A 21,148-nucleotide genomic window follows, 5' to 3' on the forward strand; every position below is an offset into this window, starting at 1 on the left:
TCAATTATGAGTAGATTGACGTTTTCGTCATATGCAAAAGAACTTCCAAAGCCACTGTTGCAAGTGTCAATGGAAGTTCTTTTTTAACGATAACGGTTGGTTCTACGGGCTTGAAAGCGGTTGGGTACTTCGTTTCTGATAGCTACGCCTGTTGTGCGCTCCTGTACCGCCTGCTTGGTGTTTTCACGGGAAATGCTGAGCATAATGCCCATAGAGAACATCATGACAAGCAGGGAAGAACCACCAAAGCTGATAAAAGGAAGTGTTACCCCGGTAATTGGAATCGTCTGAGTTACGCCACCGATATTAATGAATGCCTGAATGGCGATTAATCCCATAATACCTGTACCCACCAACGTCCCGAACGGATCACGGCAACGAAGGGCGATAAGCATGCCTCGCCAAATGAAATACAAATATAGCATCAGGAAGATAGCTGTTCCGATAAATCCGAATTCTTCACCAATGACGGAGAAAATAAAATCATTAAACGAATTGGGCAAATAGTGAAGCTTGATAATGCCTTTGCCAAATCCTGATCCGCTTAGACCACCGTCGCCTATGGCTTGCAGGGACTGCACCAGATTATATCCGACACCCTGTTTATGGTCCATGGGATTGAGAAAGGCTTGAAAACGTCCAATTTTGTAATCTTGCTTCGCTACAGTTTGTCCATCTGCACCAGAATCTCCTCCAAATAACGACCCAATGCCAAAAACGATGGAAGCACCTAACACGAGCAGGGCGACGGATGCCGTAATATGCTTGATGCTGGCTCCTCCGGCATAAATAATCAGGCCACTGGTGGCTACCAGGATGAAGCAGGAGCCAAGGTCAGGCTGAAGCATGATGAGTCCTGCAACAAAGCCCACAATGACGGTTACAGGTATGTAGCCACTCCGCAAATCTCTAAAGCGATCTCCTTTTTTAACGATGAGTGCGGATAAGTACAGAATAATGGAGATTTTCGCAAGCTCCGTTGGCTGGAATCCAACACTGCCAAACCTAAGCCAGCTTTTTGCCCCGTTAAGAGAGCCCGTGAAAAGAACGATAACCAACAGTAGGATGGTTATGAAGAACAAAGGCACAAAAAGTTTTTTATATTTTTCCATCTTAATGTTCATGGCAACCAACATAATGAAAAGTCCTAGTATAGCAAATGCCGCTTGGCGCTTCACAAAATATAAAGAGTCAAAATTGGTTTCTTTATTCAGCAGAGCTACGCTGGAACTGGCGCTAAATACCATGATCACACCGAATCCAACCAGTAACAAAGTGAGGATCAGCAATTGGAAATCCGGTGTACCTCTTCTTCGAGTCTCCGGCTTCGTATTTCTCATATCAGCTTCCCCCGGTATTCGCTGCAAGGTATAATGCTTGCAGACGTTATCATTTTATCGTTTGTCCATTTATCATATTATGTTTGATAGGCTTCTGCAACCTCCATGGAGCATCAGATATCGCAACAATTCCATATCTGCTACAATAAGATAAATAATGAAGGCCTGAGGAAGCGGCACATACGCAAAAAGCTGCAAGATTTATCGGAAATCGGGAGTTTGCCCAGTGCTGTAAAAGGAGAGGTGGAGCAAAATGACACAACATTTGACAGACAAGTCCTGGTTTGATCAATTGCAGGCACATATGGTAGAGTGGCGCAGATATTTACATAAGAATCCTGAAATTTCTTTTCAGGAAAGCAACACTGCTGCTTTTGTGGCGGATAAGCTGGAGAGTTGGGGAATAGAGGTTCGTCGTCAGGTTGGAGGACACGGTGTTGTAGGTACTATTCGTGGCGTCAAGCCTGGACCTGTCGTGATGCTGCGTGCAGATATGGATGCTCTTCCGATTCAGGATGAAAAGGATTGTGAATATCGCTCCGACGTGGATGGGGCGATGCATGCTTGCGGGCATGACGGGCATACTTCCGTATTATTGGGAACGGCATACTATTTCAGTCTGAACCGTGACGAGTTGGCAGGAGAAATCCGGTTGTTGTTCCAGCCAGCGGAGGAATTGCTGCCTGGCGGTGCAGTTAATGTAATCAAAGAGGGTGTGATGGAAGGTGTTGATGTCATTTATGGCATTCATTTATGGACACCATTTCCGATCGGGACGGCTGCAAGCTGCGCAGGACCGCTGATGGCGGCAGCAGATGACTTTTATATTGAAATTACAGGTAAGGGTGGGCATGGTGGTATGCCGCAGTCCACTCATGATAGTGTGGTGGCGGGTTCAGCTCTCGTAATGCAGCTGCAAAGTATCGTGAGTCGTTCAGTCGACCCATTGCGACCGGCTGTACTGACGGTGGGGACCATTCAAGGGGGCTTTGCGCAAAATGTGATCGCGGAAACCTGCCGCTTGAGTGGAACGGTCCGTACGTTTGATGAGGAAACACGCACTGTGATGAAAGAGCGGCTGCATGCGGTGACAGAGCTTACAGCTGCAACATATGGCACAACATCAAAAATCCGCTATATTATGGGATATCCGCCAGTTGTGAATGATGCGCATGAAGCTTCTCGTTTCTTTAAGGAAGCTGGGCCTGTTGTTGGTGAGGGGAATGTAAAAGAGGCGTCGAAGCTCATGCCTGCTGAAGATTTTGCTTATTATTTGGAGCGCGTGCCAGGCTGCTTCATGTTCGTGGGGGCGGGAAACCCAACTAAAAATGCGGTGTACCCGCACCATCACCCCAAATTTGATTTTGATGAGGACGCCATGATCCTTGCGGTTCGTTTGTTTATTGCGATGTCCAGCGGATATGCAGCAGAACGAAATGCAGGTACGGATGTGCAGGGGCTAATGCCAAATATAAGTTGAATCGGGAACGGGCCAAATCGGAGTATGAGCTTAATAAAACGGGGTACCCTACTCTTGAAAAGGAGGGAGTACCCATGAAAAAGGTTCAGGAAGTTATGACTAAAAAATGCGTAACGGTGACCCCGCAAGACAATATTTATGAGGTTGCTGTTAAAATGAAGGACAATGATACTGGTTTTATCCCGGTTGTGGAAAGAGAAGGCAGTGACAAGCTGATTGGTGTAATCACGGACCGTGACCTTGTCGTTCGTGGTTATGCAGACAAACATTCCGGTTCCAGCTCAGTCGATGCGGTTATGACGACAGGCATTCGCACAGCCAGAGCAGACATGTCGGTGGACCAGGCAGCCGAACTGATGGCAGAGCAGCAAATCCGCCGTTTGCCTGTGACTGAGGGAGATCGTTTGATCGGGATTGTATCGATTGGCGACTTGGCTGTACGTAATATATTTGCAGACAATGCCGGTGAGGCGCTTAGCCAAATTTCCGAACAGGTTCACTAGAAGAAAAATAAGCTTAGGCATTGCTTAGAAGTTCAATCCGAATATGGATTGGACTTCTTGTTATTCCGGTTGGTCTGCGGATAATCGGGCAAGCTGTTTATGATATAAAGTCGAAAATGTTTGGTTAGATTAATGGGAGGAAACTGATGAATCCAGAATATCCTTGTATTGTACAACGCGATTTTACCATTCTACTGGAAATGGGCTTGCCTCGTTCGGAGTATGCTCGTTCACAACTGCAGGTTTACGCGGAGTTGGTTAAAAGCCCGTCCGCTTTTCATACATATCACATCACTCCATTGTCTTTGTGGAATGCGGCTGCCCTTGGGTGGAGTGCGGAGGACATTCAAAATAGTCTACAGTCCACGTCCCGTTGGGATATTCCGCTTGATTTGTTAAAGGATATCGAACAGCTCGTTTCTCGATATGGAAAGTTAACGCTGTCACGGGCGAGAGTGGAAGATGTACAAGCGACAAGTGAGGAAATGGAGAAGGGTACAGTCGACAGCTATACAGTGGGTGGTCACTTAATCCTGACAGCGGACACCCCAGCTTTACTGAAGGAGCTACTGATTAAGCAGGAGCTGAAGCAGCTTGGGTTGCATCGCACTGGTGAGGTGAGCGCTTCTGTACCGCCTGAAAATCGAGGCTTGCTCAAGCAGGAATTAATTCGATTGGGGTATCCAGTTGTCGATACGGCCGGATATCTTGAGGGAAATCAGCTCCGTTTTTCCTTGGGACAGGGACAAGCAAAGCTGCAGCTTCGTGATTATCAAGTTGAGGCTGCTGATGCGTTTGAAGGAGCTGACGGCTTGGGTGGCAGCGGGGTGCTGGTGCTTCCATGCGGAGCGGGAAAAACAGTGATTGGTATGGCGGTGATGGATCGGCTTCAGTGTGAAGTACTTATTCTAACCTCGAATACCACCTCTGTTCGGCAATGGATTGGGGAATTGAAGCAAAAGACGGATATTCCGGTAGATTCGATCGGGGAATACAGTGGTCAGAAAAAAGAGGTGCGCCCGATTACGGTGGCAACCTATCAGATTCTGACGCATCGTCGCAGCAAAGATGGGGAATTTGAACATATGAAGCTGCTGAGTGAGCGGAAGTGGGGACTTATTGTATACGATGAGGTGCATTTGCTGCCCGCGCCAGTCTTTCGGGCGACAGCAGATATTCAGGCCACCCGTCGTTTGGGCTTGACGGCCACGCTGGTTCGGGAGGATGGCTGTGAGCGGGATGTGTTCTCTTTGATTGGACCCAAGCGGTACGATATGCCCTGGAAGGAGTTGGAGCAACAGGGCTGGATCGCTCAGGTCGATTGTGTAGAGCTGCGGCTTCCGATGACAGCCGAACTGTTGGAACGCAGTATGCGTGCCGAGGGCAGACAGCAGTACCGGATTGCGGCCGAAAATCCGGCCAAGCTGGAAGCGGTGCACAGCCTGATGCAGCGGCACAGCGGCTTGCCTACGCTTATTATTGGTCAATATTTGGACCAATTGCGTACGTTGGCTCGGGAGCTGGACGTGCCATTGATTACGGGGTCTATGAGCCAGACCGAACGGGTACGTTGGTTCGATGCGTTCCGCAAGGGAACCATTCGGACCTTACTCGTATCCAAGGTAGCGAACTTTGCGGTGGATTTACCGGATGCGGCCGTAGCTATTGAGGTATCCGGCAGTTTCGGCTCTCGTCAGGAGGAGGCGCAGCGACTTGGGCGAATTTTACGACCAAAGTCCGGTGAGAATAAAGCTTATTTTTATGCGCTCGTGACAGAGAATAGTAAGGAGACCGATTTTGCAGCCCGCCGTCAGCTATTTCTGATTGAGCAGGGCTATGAATATGCAGTCCACAGATTCAATGCCGCAGAGGTTATGGGAAGCGCGGATGATGAGGCGGCCGAGGGTGGAAAGAAAAGGGAGGCGTAATCTAGGATGGGCGTAACGAACACGAAGGGCGACTGGAAGGAGCTTACATCGGATGAGTTGTTGGTGCTTAAACGATGCTTGATCCGGCACGCAGGACAGCCCATGAAGGAAGAGGAGCCTTTGCAGCTTACCCGGGGAGTGTTAAGCGGAGCCGAAACGAGGCTGGCACTGCACGGATTGCGTGCCCGAGGCTGGATGGAGGCAGTTACCAAATCGTGGGGGGAACGCATTTTATATATCCCGGCTCATCGGCTACCTGATTTGTACGATATGTTGTTGGAGCAAAATACAATGAATGTGATGCATACGGATTATCCAGTGACTGTACATGAAGCGATGACAGGGCTGGAGGCGGAGTTGCTGCACGCACTGTCACGTATTGCGGTGCAGGGAGTTCCTTTGACGGCCAAAGGAACCATACATAAGCGATCATTGCAAAAATTGAACGAATTGACTCCCTTTCATCCGGAGGATTTGGTGGGGCTTGGCTTGCAGTACGCGCATTCTGATCTGTATCCGGTGCAAACGGCGATAATGATGGATTTGCTGCTGAGCTTGGGTCTGCTGGTAAGGGAGGCGGTGTCTTTTTGTATTCAGGAAACAGAGCTGGCGGCTTGGATTCATTTGTCTGCTTGGCAAATGCGCAAGCATATTTTTAATACACTCATGGAAAGATACGGCAAGGCAGAAGCGTCTATGCAGCATCTTCGATACATGCTGTGTGCTGTCTCCCAGTATGCCGGAGCTGAGGGCTGGCTGCCTGTCAAGTCGTTGCTGCAATGGATGCTTCAGGTGGGCCTGATCTCACAGGAGAGGTTGAATGGAGCGGGCTCTCAAACCAGTGCCCCTTTGGAATTTGCTGTTGCACCCGTAAGTTCTGAAGGATTTGAGGATGAGATCAAAGGCTGGCTGAAGGCCTTGACCGCTTTTGGAATGGGTGATTGGGGACTAAACGCATTGGGCGAATTGTGTTTTCGCTGGAATATATCCCCTCTGGATATGCTTCGGCTATATAAGCATGAGGATAAGGAAGAGGTTGGGCATCGAGAGCAGGGAACCTTTTACATACAGCCAGATTTTGAAATATTGGTGCCACCAGATGTAGCTTATGATGTTCGCTGGCGGCTGGAATGCTGCTGTGAACGTGTGACAGGAGATCGGATGGCAGTATACCGTATCACGAGAGAAAGTGTTACAGAAGCAATTGAACTGGGCATGGAGGCTCAAGCAATTTTTGCCCTTCTGGATAAGTACAGCCGGACTGGTATACCTGATCATGTGCGTGTGGCTCTAGAGCAGTGGGCAGGTGATGTCGGACGAACGGCATTTGCGACGGTAACACTTCTGCGATGTGGTACACACGAGGATGCAGATACTGTTGCACGCCATCCCGGGCTGGAAGAGCTGCTTGAACGGATTGGCGAACGGGACTTTATTATTCCGGCACACTCGGCTGCCAAAATCCGCAAGACGCTTGCTGCCATTGGATTGAGTCCGCGCCGGGATACGGAAGGTGTGAACGAGCCCATTCACCGTTATCCACTGGTAGCGGAAACAGATCACACAAGCTCAGGCAGTCCTGACAGTGAAATTCGCCCAAATGAGATACCGGTTAATGATGACACAGCTGGGTCTATATTTTCCCAGGAGGGGAGAGCGGGTCTGGTTTATACCGGACGAACACTGCATTTTTATGAGCGTGAGCATACGCTGCCTGATCCGCTCGACTATTTTCCAGAAAGCTCCGCAGTGCCCTCCTCATGGACAAAAGAATGGAGGAGCTATCATGTGTCCACTGCCCGGCAGTTGATCGAACAGGCGATTCGTTGGCAGACAGCGGTGGGACTGCGGATCGATGGGAAAGAGGTTAAATGGATACCGGAATCGGTGATTCCCGGTGAACCTTGGAGTGTCATGGGCTGGTATGCGTCTGAAGAAGATGTTAAAGCACCAGCTCGCGCGACCCTGCAGCCAGGTGAATGGTCAGACATGCGACTGCTGGTTCCTTTTGCATTATAGAGCCAGGAAGTGTATGAAATTCCTTCTTCTCAAAAGGAGGATGTGGTATGATTAATGAGTCTACTTTACCAAGTAGAACTTTATATAAAGTGAGATGAACATTCATGAGCGTAGCCGAATTGAACACGGTCAATATGGCAGAAGTGCTTATTAACGCCTATGAATTGGGCGATATGGTCAACCGATCCTTCGAGGTATCGGATTATTTATATTGGAAGCAGCGTGTGGATATGAATCCGTCTATTCAGGCGTGTGTACGCAAGCTGGATGCCAAAAAGGAGTTATTCGCGGAAACGGAGCGCTTTGGACATTTTCACCCGAACTATCATGAGGCGAAAGACGCAGTGAAGGTCGTTGAGCTGGAACTGGAGCAATTCCAGGAAGTAATGGAGTTCAAACGGGCAGAAAAGGCGCTGGATGATATGCTTCATGCTATGTCCGAAACGATAGCATATTCCGTGTCTGACACGATTAAGGTGCCAAGCAATGATCCGAATGTGAAAAAGGGTGGATGCGGTAGCGGAGGCAAGTGCTCCTGCGGATAGGCCATAGCGATGATAGCGACGGAGGGGAGATGAAGCGAATGTTTGCCGAGCGGACAGGGTACATCATTTGGGTAAGCGATATCAAGGCTGCCCGCAATTTGGAGAAATACGGGAATGTCCATTACATTTCAAGGCGTATGCATTATGTAGTCATATATATGAATGCGGATCGGGCAGAGGATACCGTAAAAAATATTCGCAGACTTTCCTATGTGCGCAAGGTCGAACGCTCTTTCCGAAATGAGATTAGGACAGAGTATAACGACGATAAGGAAAAGATGAAAGAATATGAAATATAATCGTCAAATGTATATAATTGTAAATGAATTTTAAAAAAAGTCAGCCTAAGGGCTGGCTTTTTTTTATAAATCCAGGACTTTTGCATAATGGTCTTAATACTGTTAGACCTAAAAATCTTTAAAAATCAGCCATAAACTTCAATTTTGTAACTTGTAGTCCCGGGTCTGTTGAGGTAACATATGAATATATTGGTAGATATAAAGACCTATCTGGTGGGGAGAGTGATCCCGTGCGTGACAAGGCAATGCAGCGATGGAGTACATACGAACCGTTCTACGTAGAGATGGGCGATAAAAAAGTCGCTGATATCGTGATTACAAATCATGCGAAAACACGTTACTTAGATCGGGTAGAGCAGAAACAGTCCGAGACGAATCATATCGCCGCCTGGCTTTGGGAGTGTCTAAAGCAAAACAGGATGGAGTCCTACTATCATAACGAAGAGGATGTTTATTTAATTGATGGTGATCTGGTCGTCGTGGCCGAATTTGGTGAGTTGCCAGGCGAGATGGATATTGCGGGGAATCCGCTCCACAAGATGATTGTCATTACCTTTTTGGGCCGGATGTCGGAGACGATTGAATTAAGGGATTTGAAGTCCTACTATTCATGGCTACGTCATTCGCGGCGTATGACACTGATGAAAAGCACTCGCAAGCAAAAATAGTTGGTAAACATAATCGGTAATGGATCAGACGGTTCCGGATGAAAAAGTCTTCAAATTCACGGGAATACTGTCAGATGTGTAGAAGTATGCAGGTATCAGCTGCATACTTTTTTGTTTTTATGGATTGCAAAAGAATAAAGCCACCCAATTCGGTGAGTTTTCTTGGGAATTCGTGAACAGACGTTTTTCTTATGTTAAAATAGGGAGACTAGAGAGGGGAGAGGGCGGTCAGTATGAATTTTCATCAGCTGCACATCTTTTATACGGTAGCCGAGCGGGGAAGCTTCTCGGCGGCGGCGCAAGCGCTGCATATGACGCAACCTGCCGTAACCATGCAAATTCAGGCTTTGGAGGATTATTTTGGAACAAAGCTGCTACACCGATCGACTAAAAAAATCGAGCTTTCGGAAGCAGGAGCGACATTACTGCCTTTTGCTAAAAAAAGCATGCAACTCATCCGGGAAGCAGGCGATGCGATGTCTGCTTTTACTCACATGCTGGAGGGAAGATTGCATATTGGTGCCAGCCTTACGATTGGAGAGTATATTGTGCCAAGAATGTTGGGGCCGTTTGGTCAGGAGTACCCTCACATACGTATGGCGATGAATGTGATGAATACGACTCAAATTATGGATGACATACTAAAGCATCAGTTGAATTTAGGGCTAGTCGAGGCACCGGTCCAGCATCCGGATATCGTGGTGGAGCCTGTGATGCAGGACGAGCTGAAACTAATTGTTCCTTCGGGACATGTACTGGCGAAGGCTAAAAAAGTGGTACTGGAGGATGTGTTTAAGCATCCTTTTATAGCCAGAGAAAAAGGATCTGGTACACGTCAGGTCATAGAGGACGGACTGAAAAGTAGTGGTGCGGATGCCTCCCGGCTTGCTATCGTTATGGAAATGGGCAGCACAGGAGCGGTCAAATCGGCGGTAGAAGCTGGGCTCGGGATTACAATGCTGTCGCCTTCTTCAGTGAAGCATGAGGTTGCGCTCGGATTGTTGAAAATCGTAAATATTTCAGATATCACCTTCAAACGGGAATTTTATGCTATTCATCTGAAGTCGGCATTGCTGCCGATTCCGGTGGTGACCTTTCTGTCTTACTTGCGTCGTCACGATCAGGGTGGAGAGGTGTTCGGTGACCCGGTGGACGAGCATGCAGGGATGAAAGAGGAGGAGGAGGAGGACGTGTAATGAAGGAGCAGACCCACTTGAAACGGTATGATTTGCACACACATACTCAAGCATCAGACGGTATGCAGCCACCTGCGGATAATGTTCGCTGGGCTAAGGAAAAAGGACTGGCGGGTGTGGCCATTACAGACCATGATACGGTGGCTGGGCTGGAGGAAGCTCTTGAAGAGGGGCGACGTACAGGAATTACCGTGATACCAGGTGTAGAAATCAGTACACGGGCTGGCGGCAAGGATATTCATATACTCGGCTATTATATGGATTACCGCAATCAAGAGTTTTTGGAGCGGTTAGAAAAGCTGCGTCAGGCGCGGGATACCCGCAATGATTTGATTTTGAGTCGATTGCGGAGTCTGGGCGTGGACATCACCCTGGAAGAGGTGGTGGCTACGATGGGCAGACCGCTGGCACCGGATGAAAGCATTGGACGTCCGCATATGGCGGATACGCTGGTTCAAAAAGGATATGCGAAGGATATGCGGGATGCATTTGACCGATATTTGGCAGAGGGAGCGCCCGGCTACGTGTCTGTGCCTCGTGTAGAGCCTGCGGAGGCTATAAGCTGGATTCGTGAAGCAGGAGGAGTGCCTGTGGTAGCGCACCCCGGGTTGTACGGAGATGATGGGCTGGTTCGCTCCATCATAGAGGAAGCAAAGCCTGCGGGTTTGGAGGTACGACATTCGGACCATGATGCTGCGGCTGAGAGTCGATATGCCGCAATGGCGGCGCACTACGGGCTTATCGCGACTGGCGGATCGGATTTTCACGGCGCACGCCAAGGTATTATTTTCCACGGTGATCTGGGCAGTCGTAGTGTGAATGATCAGGTCGTCAAGCAATTGAGGAAGGCTACCGCTGAACAAAAGTAAAGGAAAAGCCCCTGCCTCATGGATGGAACACTTGAAGTGTACCCGACATAAGACAAGGGTTTTTTTGTGATTTCATACGCTAGTGATATTTAGCTGTTTTTGATACGATTGGGCAGCGATTTGACCAGTTCTTCATCTGGGGTGATAAAGAGCGTGCGCTGATGATCATAGATGACAAAGCCCGGTTTGGCTCCGTTCGGCTTACGCACATGCCGAATCAAGGTGGCGTCTACAGGCACGCTGCTGGACTGTTTGGCCTGGCTAAAGTAGGCAGCGAGCTGAGCTGCCTCCTCCAACGTAGCATCCCCGAATTGCTCAGCACGAATTACAACGTGTGACCCTGGAATATCCTTGGTATGCAGCCAGGTGTCATTTGGCCCGGCCAGTCGGTTTGTGACATATTCATTCTGCAGGTTGTTTTTGCCGACCAGTAGCTCAATACCTTCGGATGACGTATAAACGTGCAAGGTAGGACGGTCATTTTTCTTCTTTTTCTTCCCTTTTTTAACCCGGTCTCTGAGATATCCCTGCTGTACCAGTTCTTCACGTATTTCTTCAATGTCGTTCATGGAGGCATGGGCTAACTGCTGAAGTAGATTGTCCATATACTTGATTTCTTCGTGTGTTTTCTCCAATTGTTCGTCTATAACAGCCAGACTGTTTTTATATTTGTTGTACTTTTTAAAATACCGTTGTGCATTATCCGATGGGCCCAGTAACGGGTCTAGCGGAATCGTTACCTGACTCTGTTCCTCATCATAAAAATTGGTAAGCGTTACTTCTTTGTCGCCCTTTTTTACTTCATGCAGTGAAGCGAACAGCAACTCCCCGTAAATACGAAATTGATCGGCATCATCCGCCTCGGCCAAATCCTGATGAAGATAGTCGAGCTTTTTGACATTTTTGCTTCGCTCATTTTGCAGAAAACGCAGCAGGTCGCTGACCTTTTGCTTGACCGTATCCCTTTCTGCTTTTTCACCGAAAAAATCCTCCATACATTTACTAATCGTAGCGTATTCCTTGCGCTCTCCCTGAATCAATGTAAGAGGAACGACTGAAAATATGGCTTTTTCCTGTGCGTTCAAGCCGGATACTGGCTGAAAACGATGATTCCGCACGTCATCCATCATGTGACTGAATGTACTCCATAGCTGACGATGATCGTCATCAGATGCTTTGTTGGATACTCGGGTCAGTATTTCCTCCGCAATGAGGGGACTGAGTCCGGTAAAAGTATTCACCATCCAGCGTTTTGGCGCTTCTCCGGCCTCAATAGCTGTTTGATACAAGGAGGCGAAGGAGGCTTCCTCCGTTTCCAGCGGATTCAGCTTGTTTTGTTCAGGAGGCTCCGTATATTGAAAGCCTGGCATAATGACCCGATAGCTGCTAATCGATGGTGTGACATGATGGATGCCGTCCAATATAACGCCTGTTTCCGGGTCAAGCAAAATAATATTGCTGTGCCTGCCCATCAGCTCAATGATAATCCGCTTGAGTGAAACATCTCCGAGTTCGTCGCGCTGACGCACATCCATGTGAATGATGCGTTCCATACCCACCTGAGTAATTTTCTCGATGATGCCTCCTTCACAATGCTTGCGAAGAAGCATGCAAAACATAGGTGCTTCTGTCGGATTGAGAAAGCTTTGTTCTGTAAAATGTACACGCGGGAATGTCGGATTAGCCGACAGCAGCAGCTTTATGCTGCCGCCTTGTGCCCGCATATTCAGCACCATATCGTGATCGTTTGGCTGATGTATTTTGTTAATGCGCCCGCCCCGAATGCTTTGCAGCTCGTGTACGATAGCGCGGGTTACAATTCCGTCCAATGCCATAATGTATGTTCTCCTTTGAAGCCAATATATTTTTGCCTTCCTACTATGATACATAAATTTGGGACAAAACTTAAGCGGCTTTGTGATATTTCAGGCCCTGTCCGAATAGATTGAATCTAGAAAGTCTGTCCAGCTTATCAGCAATCGCGGCACAAAATGTAATAACGGGCAGCCATCCTAGGCACAACCGACGGAAACGGACTATCTGACCGGGAGGGAATTGGGGAGAATGGAACAAGCACATTGGCATCAATTAAGCAATGAACAGCTTTCAACAAGTCTGGAAGTCGACCCGAAGCAGGGTCTTTTGGAGGAACAGATTGCACAGCGTAGAGAAAGGGCAGGGTGGAATGAGCTTAGCGAGGGGAAGCGTGTTTCGGCTTTCCTGCTGCTGCTCAACCAGTTCAAGGATTTTATGATGCTCGTATTGATGGGGGCAACCCTGATCTCCGGCCTGCTCGGTGAATATTTGGACGCGATTACCATTATTGCTATTGTGGTGTTGAATGGGATTCTCGGCTTTGTGCAGGAATTTAGAGCAGAGCGTTCGTTGCGGGCTTTGAGACAGCTGTCGGCTCCAACCGCCAAAGTATTGCGGGGCGGCAAACGGGTGCAGATTCAAGCCAGAGAGCTGGTGCCGGGTGATATCGTCCTGCTGGAAAGTGGTGATCGTATTCCCGCCGATGTAAGATGGCTGAGTACGAACGGCTGTGATGTGGAGGAATCCGCCTTGACCGGTGAATCGGTTCCGGTAAGTAAGCATTGCCGTCCTATTCATGCCGCCGAGGTACCGCTCGGGGATCAAAAAAACATCGGATTCATGGGTACCATGATGACCAGAGGCACAGCGCAGGGCATCGTTATTCGTACAGGCATGAGTACGGAAATGGGCAAAATCGCAGACCTGATCGAAAATACGGAGTCGCAGGAGACACCGTTGCAGCACAGGTTGGAGCAATTGGGGAAAATATTGATCATCGTAGCGCTGGCGCTAACGGTGCTCGTTGTCGTAGCAGGCATATTGCATGGTCAGCCAGCCATGAGCATGTTCCTGGCCGGTGTGAGCTTGGCTGTGGCAGCTATACCGGAAGGGTTGCCCGCGATTGTAACCATTGCACTCGCTTTGGGGGTACAGCGTATGATCAAACGCAAGGCAATTGTGCGAAAGCTGCCTTCCGTTGAGACGCTCGGCTGTGCGTCTGTCATCTGCTCCGATAAAACCGGTACGCTGACCCAAAATAAGATGACGGTTACCAAGATATGGCTGGATGGTCGTTTCTGGGGAGTTACGGGGGAGGGCTATGATCCACACGGTCATATCATGGACAGAGATCTTCCTGCCGACCTTAAAAACGGACAATCATTGCGTAGGCTGCTGCAAGCCAGTGTACTTTGTAACAATGCGGAAATTGTTCAAGTCGACATCGATGAGCTGCGCGCGAGAAAAAAGACCAAAGAACCGACGCCGTCCGCCGTTTGGGAGCTGAAGGGCGACCCGACGGAGGGAGCGCTTGTCACGTTGGCTGCCAAGGGCGGAGTCACCCGACAAGCCTTGTATGAACTGTATACACGGGAACGCGAATTTCCTTTTGACTCGGAGCGGAAGCGGATGTCGGTGCTCGTGCGCCATCAGGGAGGGCACATTGTCTTTACCAAAGGTGCGCCGGATGTACTGCTTGGCCAGTGCTCTTATATTTTATGGGAAGGAAATGTCGTTCCCTTGACGGGTACGCTGCGCCAAAAAGTAATGGCAGCCAACGAAGGTATGGCATCAGAGGCGCTGCGTGTACTTGGCGTCGCATACCGTGATATCCGCTCCCATGAGCATGTCTCCACGGTCGAAGAGGCCGAAGCACAGCTGATCTTTATCGGCTTGACCGGCATGATTGATCCGCCGCGCCGCGAGGCTCGCGAGGCTATCGGCAGGTGCCGCCGTGCCGGCATTCGCACCGTGATGATTACGGGTGATCACGGCACAACTGCTGAGGCCATTGCCCAGCAGCTCGGCATTTTCCAGCGCGGCTCACATGTGCTGACGGGACAGCAATTATCTGCGATGGATGATGCGGCGCTGGACAAAGCCGTTGACAGCGTATCTGTATATGCGCGTGTGTCGCCGGAGCACAAGCTACGCATCGTCAAATCGCTGCAAAGACGCGGACATGTCGTAGCTATGACCGGGGATGGCGTAAATGATGCACCGGCAATCAAGGCGTCGGATATCGGTATTGCAATGGGCATGACGGGAACCGATGTGACCAAAGAAGCAGCTGCGCTTGTGCTGAGCGACGATAATTTCTCGACGATTGTGGCGGCGATTGAGGAAGGACGGAATATTTACGAGAACATTCGTAAATTTATCCGTTATCTGCTTGCCTCCAACGTTGGCGAAATTTTGACGATGTTTTTCGCAATGATGGCCGGGCTGCCGCTGCCACTGCTTCCGATCCAGATTTTATGGGTCAATCTGGTAACTGATGGCCTTCCAGCGATGGCTCTGGGTGTGGATCAGCCGGAAAAGGATCTCATGGAGCACAAGCCACGCGGTGCAAAGGAAAATATTTTTGCCCGTCGACTGGGCTGGAAAATCATTAGTCGCGGACTGTTAATCGGCTTATGTACACTTGCTGCCTTCTGGCTGACATTACGCATTGCACCGGATGACGCAGGACAACTGGTTAAAGCACAGTCGGTTGCCTTTGCCACGCTGGTGCTGGCACAGTTAATTCATGTATTCGATTGCCGCAGTTCCCGTTCTGTTTTCCACCGCAATCCGTTTCAGAACAGCTATCTCGTACTTGCCGTGCTGTCATCCATAGTACTGATGCTGGTGGTCATGTACGTGCCTATGCTGCAACCTATTTTCAAAACAGTGCCGCTGGGATTGCGTGAATGGGCGCTTTCGATCGTCGCAGCCGGGATTCCGACTTTCCTGATGGGGGCGGGAAGCGTATGGGGCGGTAGACGCAACCGTCGTCGTGGCGGAAATACCCGTTTTTCGACGGGACGTACGAAGTTTTCAGCCTAGCATCCAGGTTAGGTAATCACATGGCTTTCCCGCTTTTGCCCTGTATGCTATCATGGAATAAAGCTTTATGAAGAGCATGAGATCAGCAGCAACGGCGGAGGGAAGCTATGGAATTCACAAAAATGCACGGCTTGGGTAATGATTTTATCGTTTGGTTTGGACATCAGGAATTGCCGTCAGACGCTTCAGAATTGGCTGTTCGGCTATGTGATCGACATTTTGGTGTTGGTGCTGACGGTCTGGTATATATATTGCCTTCAGAAAAAGCCGATTTCCGCATGCGCATCATTAATTCGGACGGATCGGAGGCAGAGCAATGCGGTAATGCTATCCGCTGTGCAGCCAAATATGTATATGACCGCAAGCATATCAGCCGTGAGCGGATTACGATCGAGACGCTGGGTGCAGGTGTGCAGCAGGTCGAACTAACTGTAGAGAACGGACTTGTACGCATGGTAAAAGTAGACATGGGAGAGCCGATTCTGGAGGGCTTGAAAATTCCGACTACGCTGGATCTGGACCGTGTAATTCATGAGTCCATCGAAGCTGGAGGAAGCGGTTTTCGTTTTACGGCTGTATCCATGGGCAATCCGCATTGTGTCATCTATGTTGAAAATGCACCTGGCTTTGAACTGGAGGCCTGGGGACCGAAGCTGGAAAGCCATCCGCTATTTCCTAAAAAGACTAATGTTGAGTTCGCTACGGTGCGAAGTCGGGATCACATAGAGATGCGAGTATGGGAACGGGGAGCCGGCCCTACGCTAGCTTGCGGAACCGGGGCCTGTGCCACACTCGTGGCTTCTGTACTCAACGGATATAGTGACCGACGCGCCATTGTAAGTCTGAAGGGCGGCGATCTGGATATCGAATGGAACGAGGACGACAATCACGTGTATATGACAGGCCCGGCTGAAATTGTGTATGATGGTCGTCTGTCCTGAAATACATGGAGTATGGAAAAGAGCGTGCATTTGGTTTATGAATTGTATAAAAATGAGTGAAAAGGAGACCCTGTGAGGTCTTCTTTTTTGGTATTTAGCAACATTCTGTCTTTTTTTGACGTCTGAACGATGTATAATATAACAAATAAGAAAACAATAAGGAGGCCGTTCATAGTGCGGAAATTTCGTTGGATTTCAGCAGTTGCAGCCCTTATATTTGTAGCCACCGCGCTTCCGGCTCATGCCGCTCCCCTCCCTGCTGCCGTGGACACGACGAGCAAGCAGGTTGGCTCGCTAACCCCAACTGTTGTGAACCGTCTGGAAAAGGCAGTACAGGAACTGATCGGTACGAAAACGCCATTTCAATTTGACGATGTGACGGATATGGGTAAAACCTGGATTGTCGAAGGCGAATTGGAAGACGGAACAGCTACGTTCCAAACAGAATATAATAAGGAAAAGAATAGAGTGGATTCTACCACGGTACGGTATAAAATAAGCAGCATGGGCAAGGCGCTGGACGCGCCACTCAAGGCTAAAGTGCTGAATAGTGCCAAAGCGTTTGACCCCAAGCGCTCCATGCAATTTGAGGCTTTTTGGCGGGTTAAATCTCCTTACCAGTCCAACAACCCTTCGAATTACTGGGTATTTTGGGGCGCAGGAGAAAAGGCGTCCTCATTGTACGTTGATGTAGATCGAGGTAACAGTATAACCATTAATGCAGACTACCCGTTGAAGCAGGTGGACCCTGTGTTGCTGAACCGGGCAACGAACACTTTTAAGCGTGTTAGCGGTCAGCGGATTACCGTACAGCATGCTTCACGCTTCAAGGACGAGGCCAAGGGGTTTTCTTATTGGTCGTTCGAGGATGCAAACGAGTCGAGTGAGGTCAAAATCGGCGAGGCAACCGGCAAAGTGCTGGCAGTATCCACCTACGGGGTGGACTGGAATGATGACGCAGATTTCAAAAAATCGTTTGCCAATCCCAAATATACCGCTTCAGAAGCTTTGAAACGGGTCAAGCCCAAGGTTCAGCTCTTATTTAATATCAACTTGTCAGGCTATAATGTGGGGATTCAAGGGAATCAGTATACATTTTCCACAAAGCAAAGGGGAACGGCTTCTATTGTGGCTAAGGTGAATAAAAAAGGAGCCTTTTACGCGTTCTCCCTTCAGGCTGCGAATGGGAAAATGCAATAATTATAGTATAAAATAACAATTATAAATCAAGCTGCTTCACTCCTGGTCACATCATTTTGAGGAGTGAGGCGGCTTTTTTTGTTTTTTGGCTTATGTTTGCAGTCTCTTTTATGTTACATTAATATGAAAATAAAGAGCGGGGTGGAGCGGAGGATATGAAACCGGATTTGCGTACTGTGCTGAATCGTGAACTTATTGTCGGAGACGGCGCAATGGGGACTTTTTTGTACCAGCTGGGATTTCCAGTAAATACTTCTTACGAAGAGTTGAATATTACTTCACCTGACGTTATAGCAGATGTGCATAGTCAATATTTAAATGCAGGAGCACGATTGCTGGAGACCAATACATTCTCTGCAAATGATTATAAGCTGGCCCGGTTTGGCCTGGAATCCAGGGTGGAAGAGATCAATCGTGCGGGGGTAAGAATTGCCCGAGCAGCGGCCGGGCCTGAACATTATGTGGTGGGTGCGGTAGGCTCCATATGCGGGGGCAAACGGCTTAACATATCCAAGCTGGAGCTAGCTCGAAACTATGACCAGCAGATTAATGCTCTTCTCTCCGAAGGAGTAGACGGCATTTTGTGCGAAACGTTTTATTCACTGGATGAAATGCGGATTGCGCTTCATGGTGTACGTAAATATAGTGACATTCCGGTAATCTGTCAGTTTGCGGTCGACCAGGTTGGGCGCACACAGGATGGTTTTTTAGTAGCAGAAGCTTTTTCGGTGTTGCGTGATGAGGGTGCGGACATTCTTGGATTTAACTGTCATTCAGGTCCACAGGGGATTATGAGTGTAATGGAGCAGCTGGAAGGCCCCTTGTCGGTGCCGCTGTCCGTATATCCTAATGCGGGTCTCGCAGATTATGTGGATGGTCATTATGTATACGGTGCAACACCTGAATATTTTGGGGAATGCGCCGCGTCCTTCGTGGATCTGGGAACGAGGCTGATCGGCGGATGCTGCGGAACTACACCAGACCATATTGCGGCGATTTCCAAAGCTTTGAGTGGCTTGCAGCCGCCTCCGCTGGCTCCAAAAGAAGTATTGTTAAACGAGTCAATTCACGTCGCTGAACCAGAGCCGATTGCAGATGAAGGGGAACGTGGAAATGGCAGATTTGCCAGCAAGCCCAACATTGTGGATATGGTTAAGGAACGGCATACGGTCATTGTAGAGCTTGATCCTCCACGTGATCTGGACATTACACGGTTTATGCAAGGTGCGCATGCATTGAAAAAAGCCGGGGCCGACGCGCTTACGCTGGCCGACAATTCACTTGCCGTTACGCGGATGAGCAACATGGCGCTTGGGCATTTGGTCAGCATAGAAACGGGGTTGCGCCCATTAATCCATATTGCTTGTCGTGACCGCAATTTGATTGGTACTCAGTCTCATATGATGGGTTTTGACGCGCTGGGCATTGACCATGTACTAGCGGTTACTGGAGATCCGGCACGATTCGGTGATTTGCCGGGTGCCAGCTCGGTGTATGATATGACTTCTTTTGAAATTATACGTATGATCAAGCAATTAAACGATGGTGTTGCATTTTCTGGTAAGCCACTAAAGCAAAAGGCTAATTTTGTGGTAGGTGCCGCATTTAATCCCAATGTCAAGCATTTGGGTAAAGCTGTGCAGCGGCTGGAAAAGAAAATTGCCTCCGGAGCTGATTATATTATGACCCAGCCCGTCTACGACCGTGAGCTTATCGTAGCCATCGCGGAAGAGACACGGCATTTGGATGTCCCGATTTTTATCGGTATTATGCCGCTGGCTAGCGGGCGGAATGCAGAATACCTGCACAATGAAGTACCCGGCATTCAGTTGTCGGATGAGGTGCGTGCACGTATGTCTGGTCTGGAGGGTCCGGAAGGACGAGCAATGGGGGTGTCCATTGCCAAGGAACTGCTTGATACGGCGATGGAGCATTTTAATGGAATCTATTTAATGACTCCATTTATGTTCTATGAAATGACGGCAGAGCTGACTTCTTATGTATGGCAAAAATCCGGCCGCGCACTGGCCCCCTTGTTTCGACTATAATAATCAATTACAATAGTAAAATGGATGTGATGCCGATGTCATTGAGTATGACCGGATACGGTCAAGCCATCTTTCATTATGAAGGCTATAAAGTGCGTTTGGAACTGAAATCGGTGAATCACCGCTATTGCGAAGTGATGATGAGGATTCCGCGCGAATGGACACGTTTTGAAGATGGCTTGAGAAGAACGGTTCAGCAGCAGATTAAGCGCGGTCGTGTCGATGTCTTCATCCATAGGGAACGTGATGAAGAACAGATACCCGTCGCACGGTTGAATGACACTGTGGTGCAGGCATACCTGCATGCAGCGGAGCAGCTGGCGGATCGTTATGGCGTGAAAGGAACATTAGGTATAAGTGACATTCTTGCTTTGCCTGACGTTCTGGGTGAGCCTGGAGAGGCTTGCAATGGAGACGAAGAGGGCTGGGAAGAACAGCTACAGCGAGCCTTACATGAAGCTTTGCGGGGTTTGCTGGAGATGAGAAAGCGAGAAGGCGGGTATTTGGCGCAAGATGTTGAATCCCGCATTTTGCATCTGGAATCCCTGCATCATGAAATGACGGTGCTGGCTCCTCATGTTGTGAGCGACTACCGTAACAGGCTAAAAAACAGGCTTAAAGAGCTTCAGGACGGTTCATTTACGCTTGATGAGCATAAGTTCGGAATGGAGATTGCTTTATTCGCGGATCGTAGCAATATTGATGAGGAGCTTACCCGGCTTCAAAGTCACTTTGGGCAATGCAAGGGGTTGCTGTTGTCGGACGAGCCGGCCGGCCGCAAATTAGACTTTTTAATCCAGGAAATGAACAGGGAAGTTAACACGATCGGCTCCAAGGCTAATCATCTCACATTGGTTAATTTGGTCGTCGAGATGAAAGCAGAGCTTGAAAAAATTCGTGAGCAGGCTGCGAATATTGAGTAGCTACCTGGTAGCGGCACGGCTGCAATAGTCACATGTATAGGGGGAAAGACCTGAATATGGCAATCAAATTGATCAATATTGGCTTCGGCAATATCGTGTCGGCCAACCGAATTATCTCCATCGTCAGTCCGGAGTCTGCTCCGATCAAGCGGATTATACAGGAAGCCAGGGACCGTCATATGTTAATTGATGCTACCTATGGCCGCCGGACACGGGCTGTTATTATTACGGACAGTGACCATGTAATCCTGTCTGCGGTGCAGCCGGAGACGGTCGCTCATCGCCTATCCACTAAAGATGATGATAATGACGAATAAAAATGGAGT

General features: G+C 48.9%; 17 protein-coding genes. 15 read left to right on the forward strand and 2 right to left on the reverse strand.

Annotation, left to right across the window (positions count from 1 at the left end):
• Positions 1–83 precede the first annotated feature (83 nt).
• Entirely contained in the window at positions 84–1,340 is a 1,257-nt protein-coding gene (ftsW, locus tag LCF57_RS04265; protein WP_225999597.1) for a putative lipid II flippase FtsW, read from the reverse strand.
• A gap of 253 nt (positions 1,341–1,593) precedes the next feature.
• On the opposite strand from ftsW, the gene LCF57_RS04270 reads away from it, so the two are divergent.
• From LCF57_RS04270 to LCF57_RS04310, 9 genes are all read left to right on the forward strand, one after another.
• Entirely contained in the window at positions 1,594–2,820 is a 1,227-nt protein-coding gene (locus LCF57_RS04270) for a M20 family metallopeptidase (protein ID WP_225999598.1), read from the forward strand.
• Positions 2,821–2,894: 74 nt separating this feature from the next.
• On the forward strand, positions 2,895–3,323 hold the full coding sequence (locus tag LCF57_RS04275; RefSeq protein ID WP_225999599.1) for a CBS domain-containing protein: 429 nt from the start codon (positions 2,895–2,897) through the stop codon (positions 3,321–3,323).
• Between the two features lie 146 nt (positions 3,324–3,469).
• Positions 3,470–5,251 carry a DNA repair helicase XPB gene (locus LCF57_RS04280; protein WP_225999600.1) on the forward strand — a complete coding sequence of 594 codons (1,782 nt, stop codon included), beginning with the start codon at positions 3,470–3,472 and terminating at the stop codon, positions 5,249–5,251.
• A gap of 6 nt (positions 5,252–5,257) precedes the next feature.
• Positions 5,258–7,270 carry a helicase-associated domain-containing protein gene (locus tag LCF57_RS04285; protein WP_225999601.1) on the forward strand — a complete coding sequence of 671 codons (2,013 nt, stop codon included), beginning with the start codon at positions 5,258–5,260 and terminating at the stop codon, positions 7,268–7,270.
• A gap of 104 nt (positions 7,271–7,374) precedes the next feature.
• A complete protein-coding gene (locus LCF57_RS04290; RefSeq protein WP_025717789.1) occupies positions 7,375–7,815 on the forward strand; it encodes a YlbF family regulator in 441 nt (146 codons plus the stop codon).
• A 38-nt stretch (positions 7,816–7,853) separates the two neighbouring features.
• Positions 7,854–8,114, forward strand: a complete 261-nt coding sequence (locus LCF57_RS04295) for a YlbG family protein (protein WP_010345550.1) — start codon at positions 7,854–7,856, stop codon at positions 8,112–8,114.
• 230 nt (positions 8,115–8,344) lie between these two features.
• Positions 8,345–8,782 (forward strand): hypothetical protein, encoded by a 438-nt coding sequence (locus tag LCF57_RS04300; RefSeq protein WP_025717787.1) that lies wholly within the window; start codon positions 8,345–8,347, stop codon positions 8,780–8,782.
• Positions 8,783–9,015: 233 nt separating this feature from the next.
• The gene (locus LCF57_RS04305) at positions 9,016–9,978 is read left to right on the forward strand and encodes a selenium metabolism-associated LysR family transcriptional regulator (protein WP_225999602.1); all 963 of its coding nucleotides are present in this window, start codon (positions 9,016–9,018) and stop codon (positions 9,976–9,978) included.
• Positions 9,978–10,847, forward strand: a complete 870-nt coding sequence (locus tag LCF57_RS04310) for a PHP domain-containing protein (RefSeq protein ID WP_225999603.1) — start codon at positions 9,978–9,980, stop codon at positions 10,845–10,847. Before LCF57_RS04305 ends, LCF57_RS04310 begins: the two co-directional genes overlap by 1 nt.
• Before the next feature lie 89 nt (positions 10,848–10,936).
• Here the strand turns inward: LCF57_RS04310 and LCF57_RS04315 are convergent, their stop codons facing one another.
• Positions 10,937–12,682, reverse strand: a complete 1,746-nt coding sequence (locus LCF57_RS04315) for an NFACT family protein (RefSeq protein WP_225999604.1) — start codon at positions 12,680–12,682, stop codon at positions 10,937–10,939.
• Positions 12,683–12,911: 229 nt separating this feature from the next.
• Here LCF57_RS04315 and LCF57_RS04320 point away from each other — a divergent pair, with 229 nt between their 5' ends.
• From LCF57_RS04320 to remA, 6 genes are all read left to right on the forward strand, one after another.
• Positions 12,912–15,710, forward strand: a complete 2,799-nt coding sequence (locus LCF57_RS04320; RefSeq protein ID WP_225999605.1) for a calcium-translocating P-type ATPase, SERCA-type — start codon at positions 12,912–12,914, stop codon at positions 15,708–15,710.
• A 107-nt stretch (positions 15,711–15,817) separates the two neighbouring features.
• Positions 15,818–16,651 (forward strand): diaminopimelate epimerase, encoded by an 834-nt coding sequence (gene dapF / locus LCF57_RS04325; protein ID WP_225999606.1) that lies wholly within the window; start codon positions 15,818–15,820, stop codon positions 16,649–16,651.
• A gap of 174 nt (positions 16,652–16,825) precedes the next feature.
• The gene (locus LCF57_RS04330; protein WP_225999607.1) at positions 16,826–17,851 is read left to right on the forward strand and encodes a hypothetical protein; all 1,026 of its coding nucleotides are present in this window, start codon (positions 16,826–16,828) and stop codon (positions 17,849–17,851) included.
• Positions 17,852–18,006: 155 nt separating this feature from the next.
• On the forward strand, positions 18,007–19,899 hold the full coding sequence (locus LCF57_RS04335) for a bifunctional homocysteine S-methyltransferase/methylenetetrahydrofolate reductase (RefSeq protein WP_225999608.1): 1,893 nt from the start codon (positions 18,007–18,009) through the stop codon (positions 19,897–19,899).
• 35 nt (positions 19,900–19,934) lie between these two features.
• Entirely contained in the window at positions 19,935–20,822 is an 888-nt protein-coding gene (locus LCF57_RS04340) for a YicC/YloC family endoribonuclease (protein WP_225999609.1), read from the forward strand.
• 56 nt (positions 20,823–20,878) lie between these two features.
• Positions 20,879–21,139 (forward strand): extracellular matrix/biofilm regulator RemA, encoded by a 261-nt coding sequence (remA, locus tag LCF57_RS04345; protein WP_005548256.1) that lies wholly within the window; start codon positions 20,879–20,881, stop codon positions 21,137–21,139.
• Positions 21,140–21,148: the final 9 nt, after the last annotated feature.

The sequence above is a fragment of the Paenibacillus sp. BJ-4 genome, assembly GCF_020404765.1.
GTDB lineage: Bacteria > Bacillota > Bacilli > Paenibacillales > Paenibacillaceae > Paenibacillus.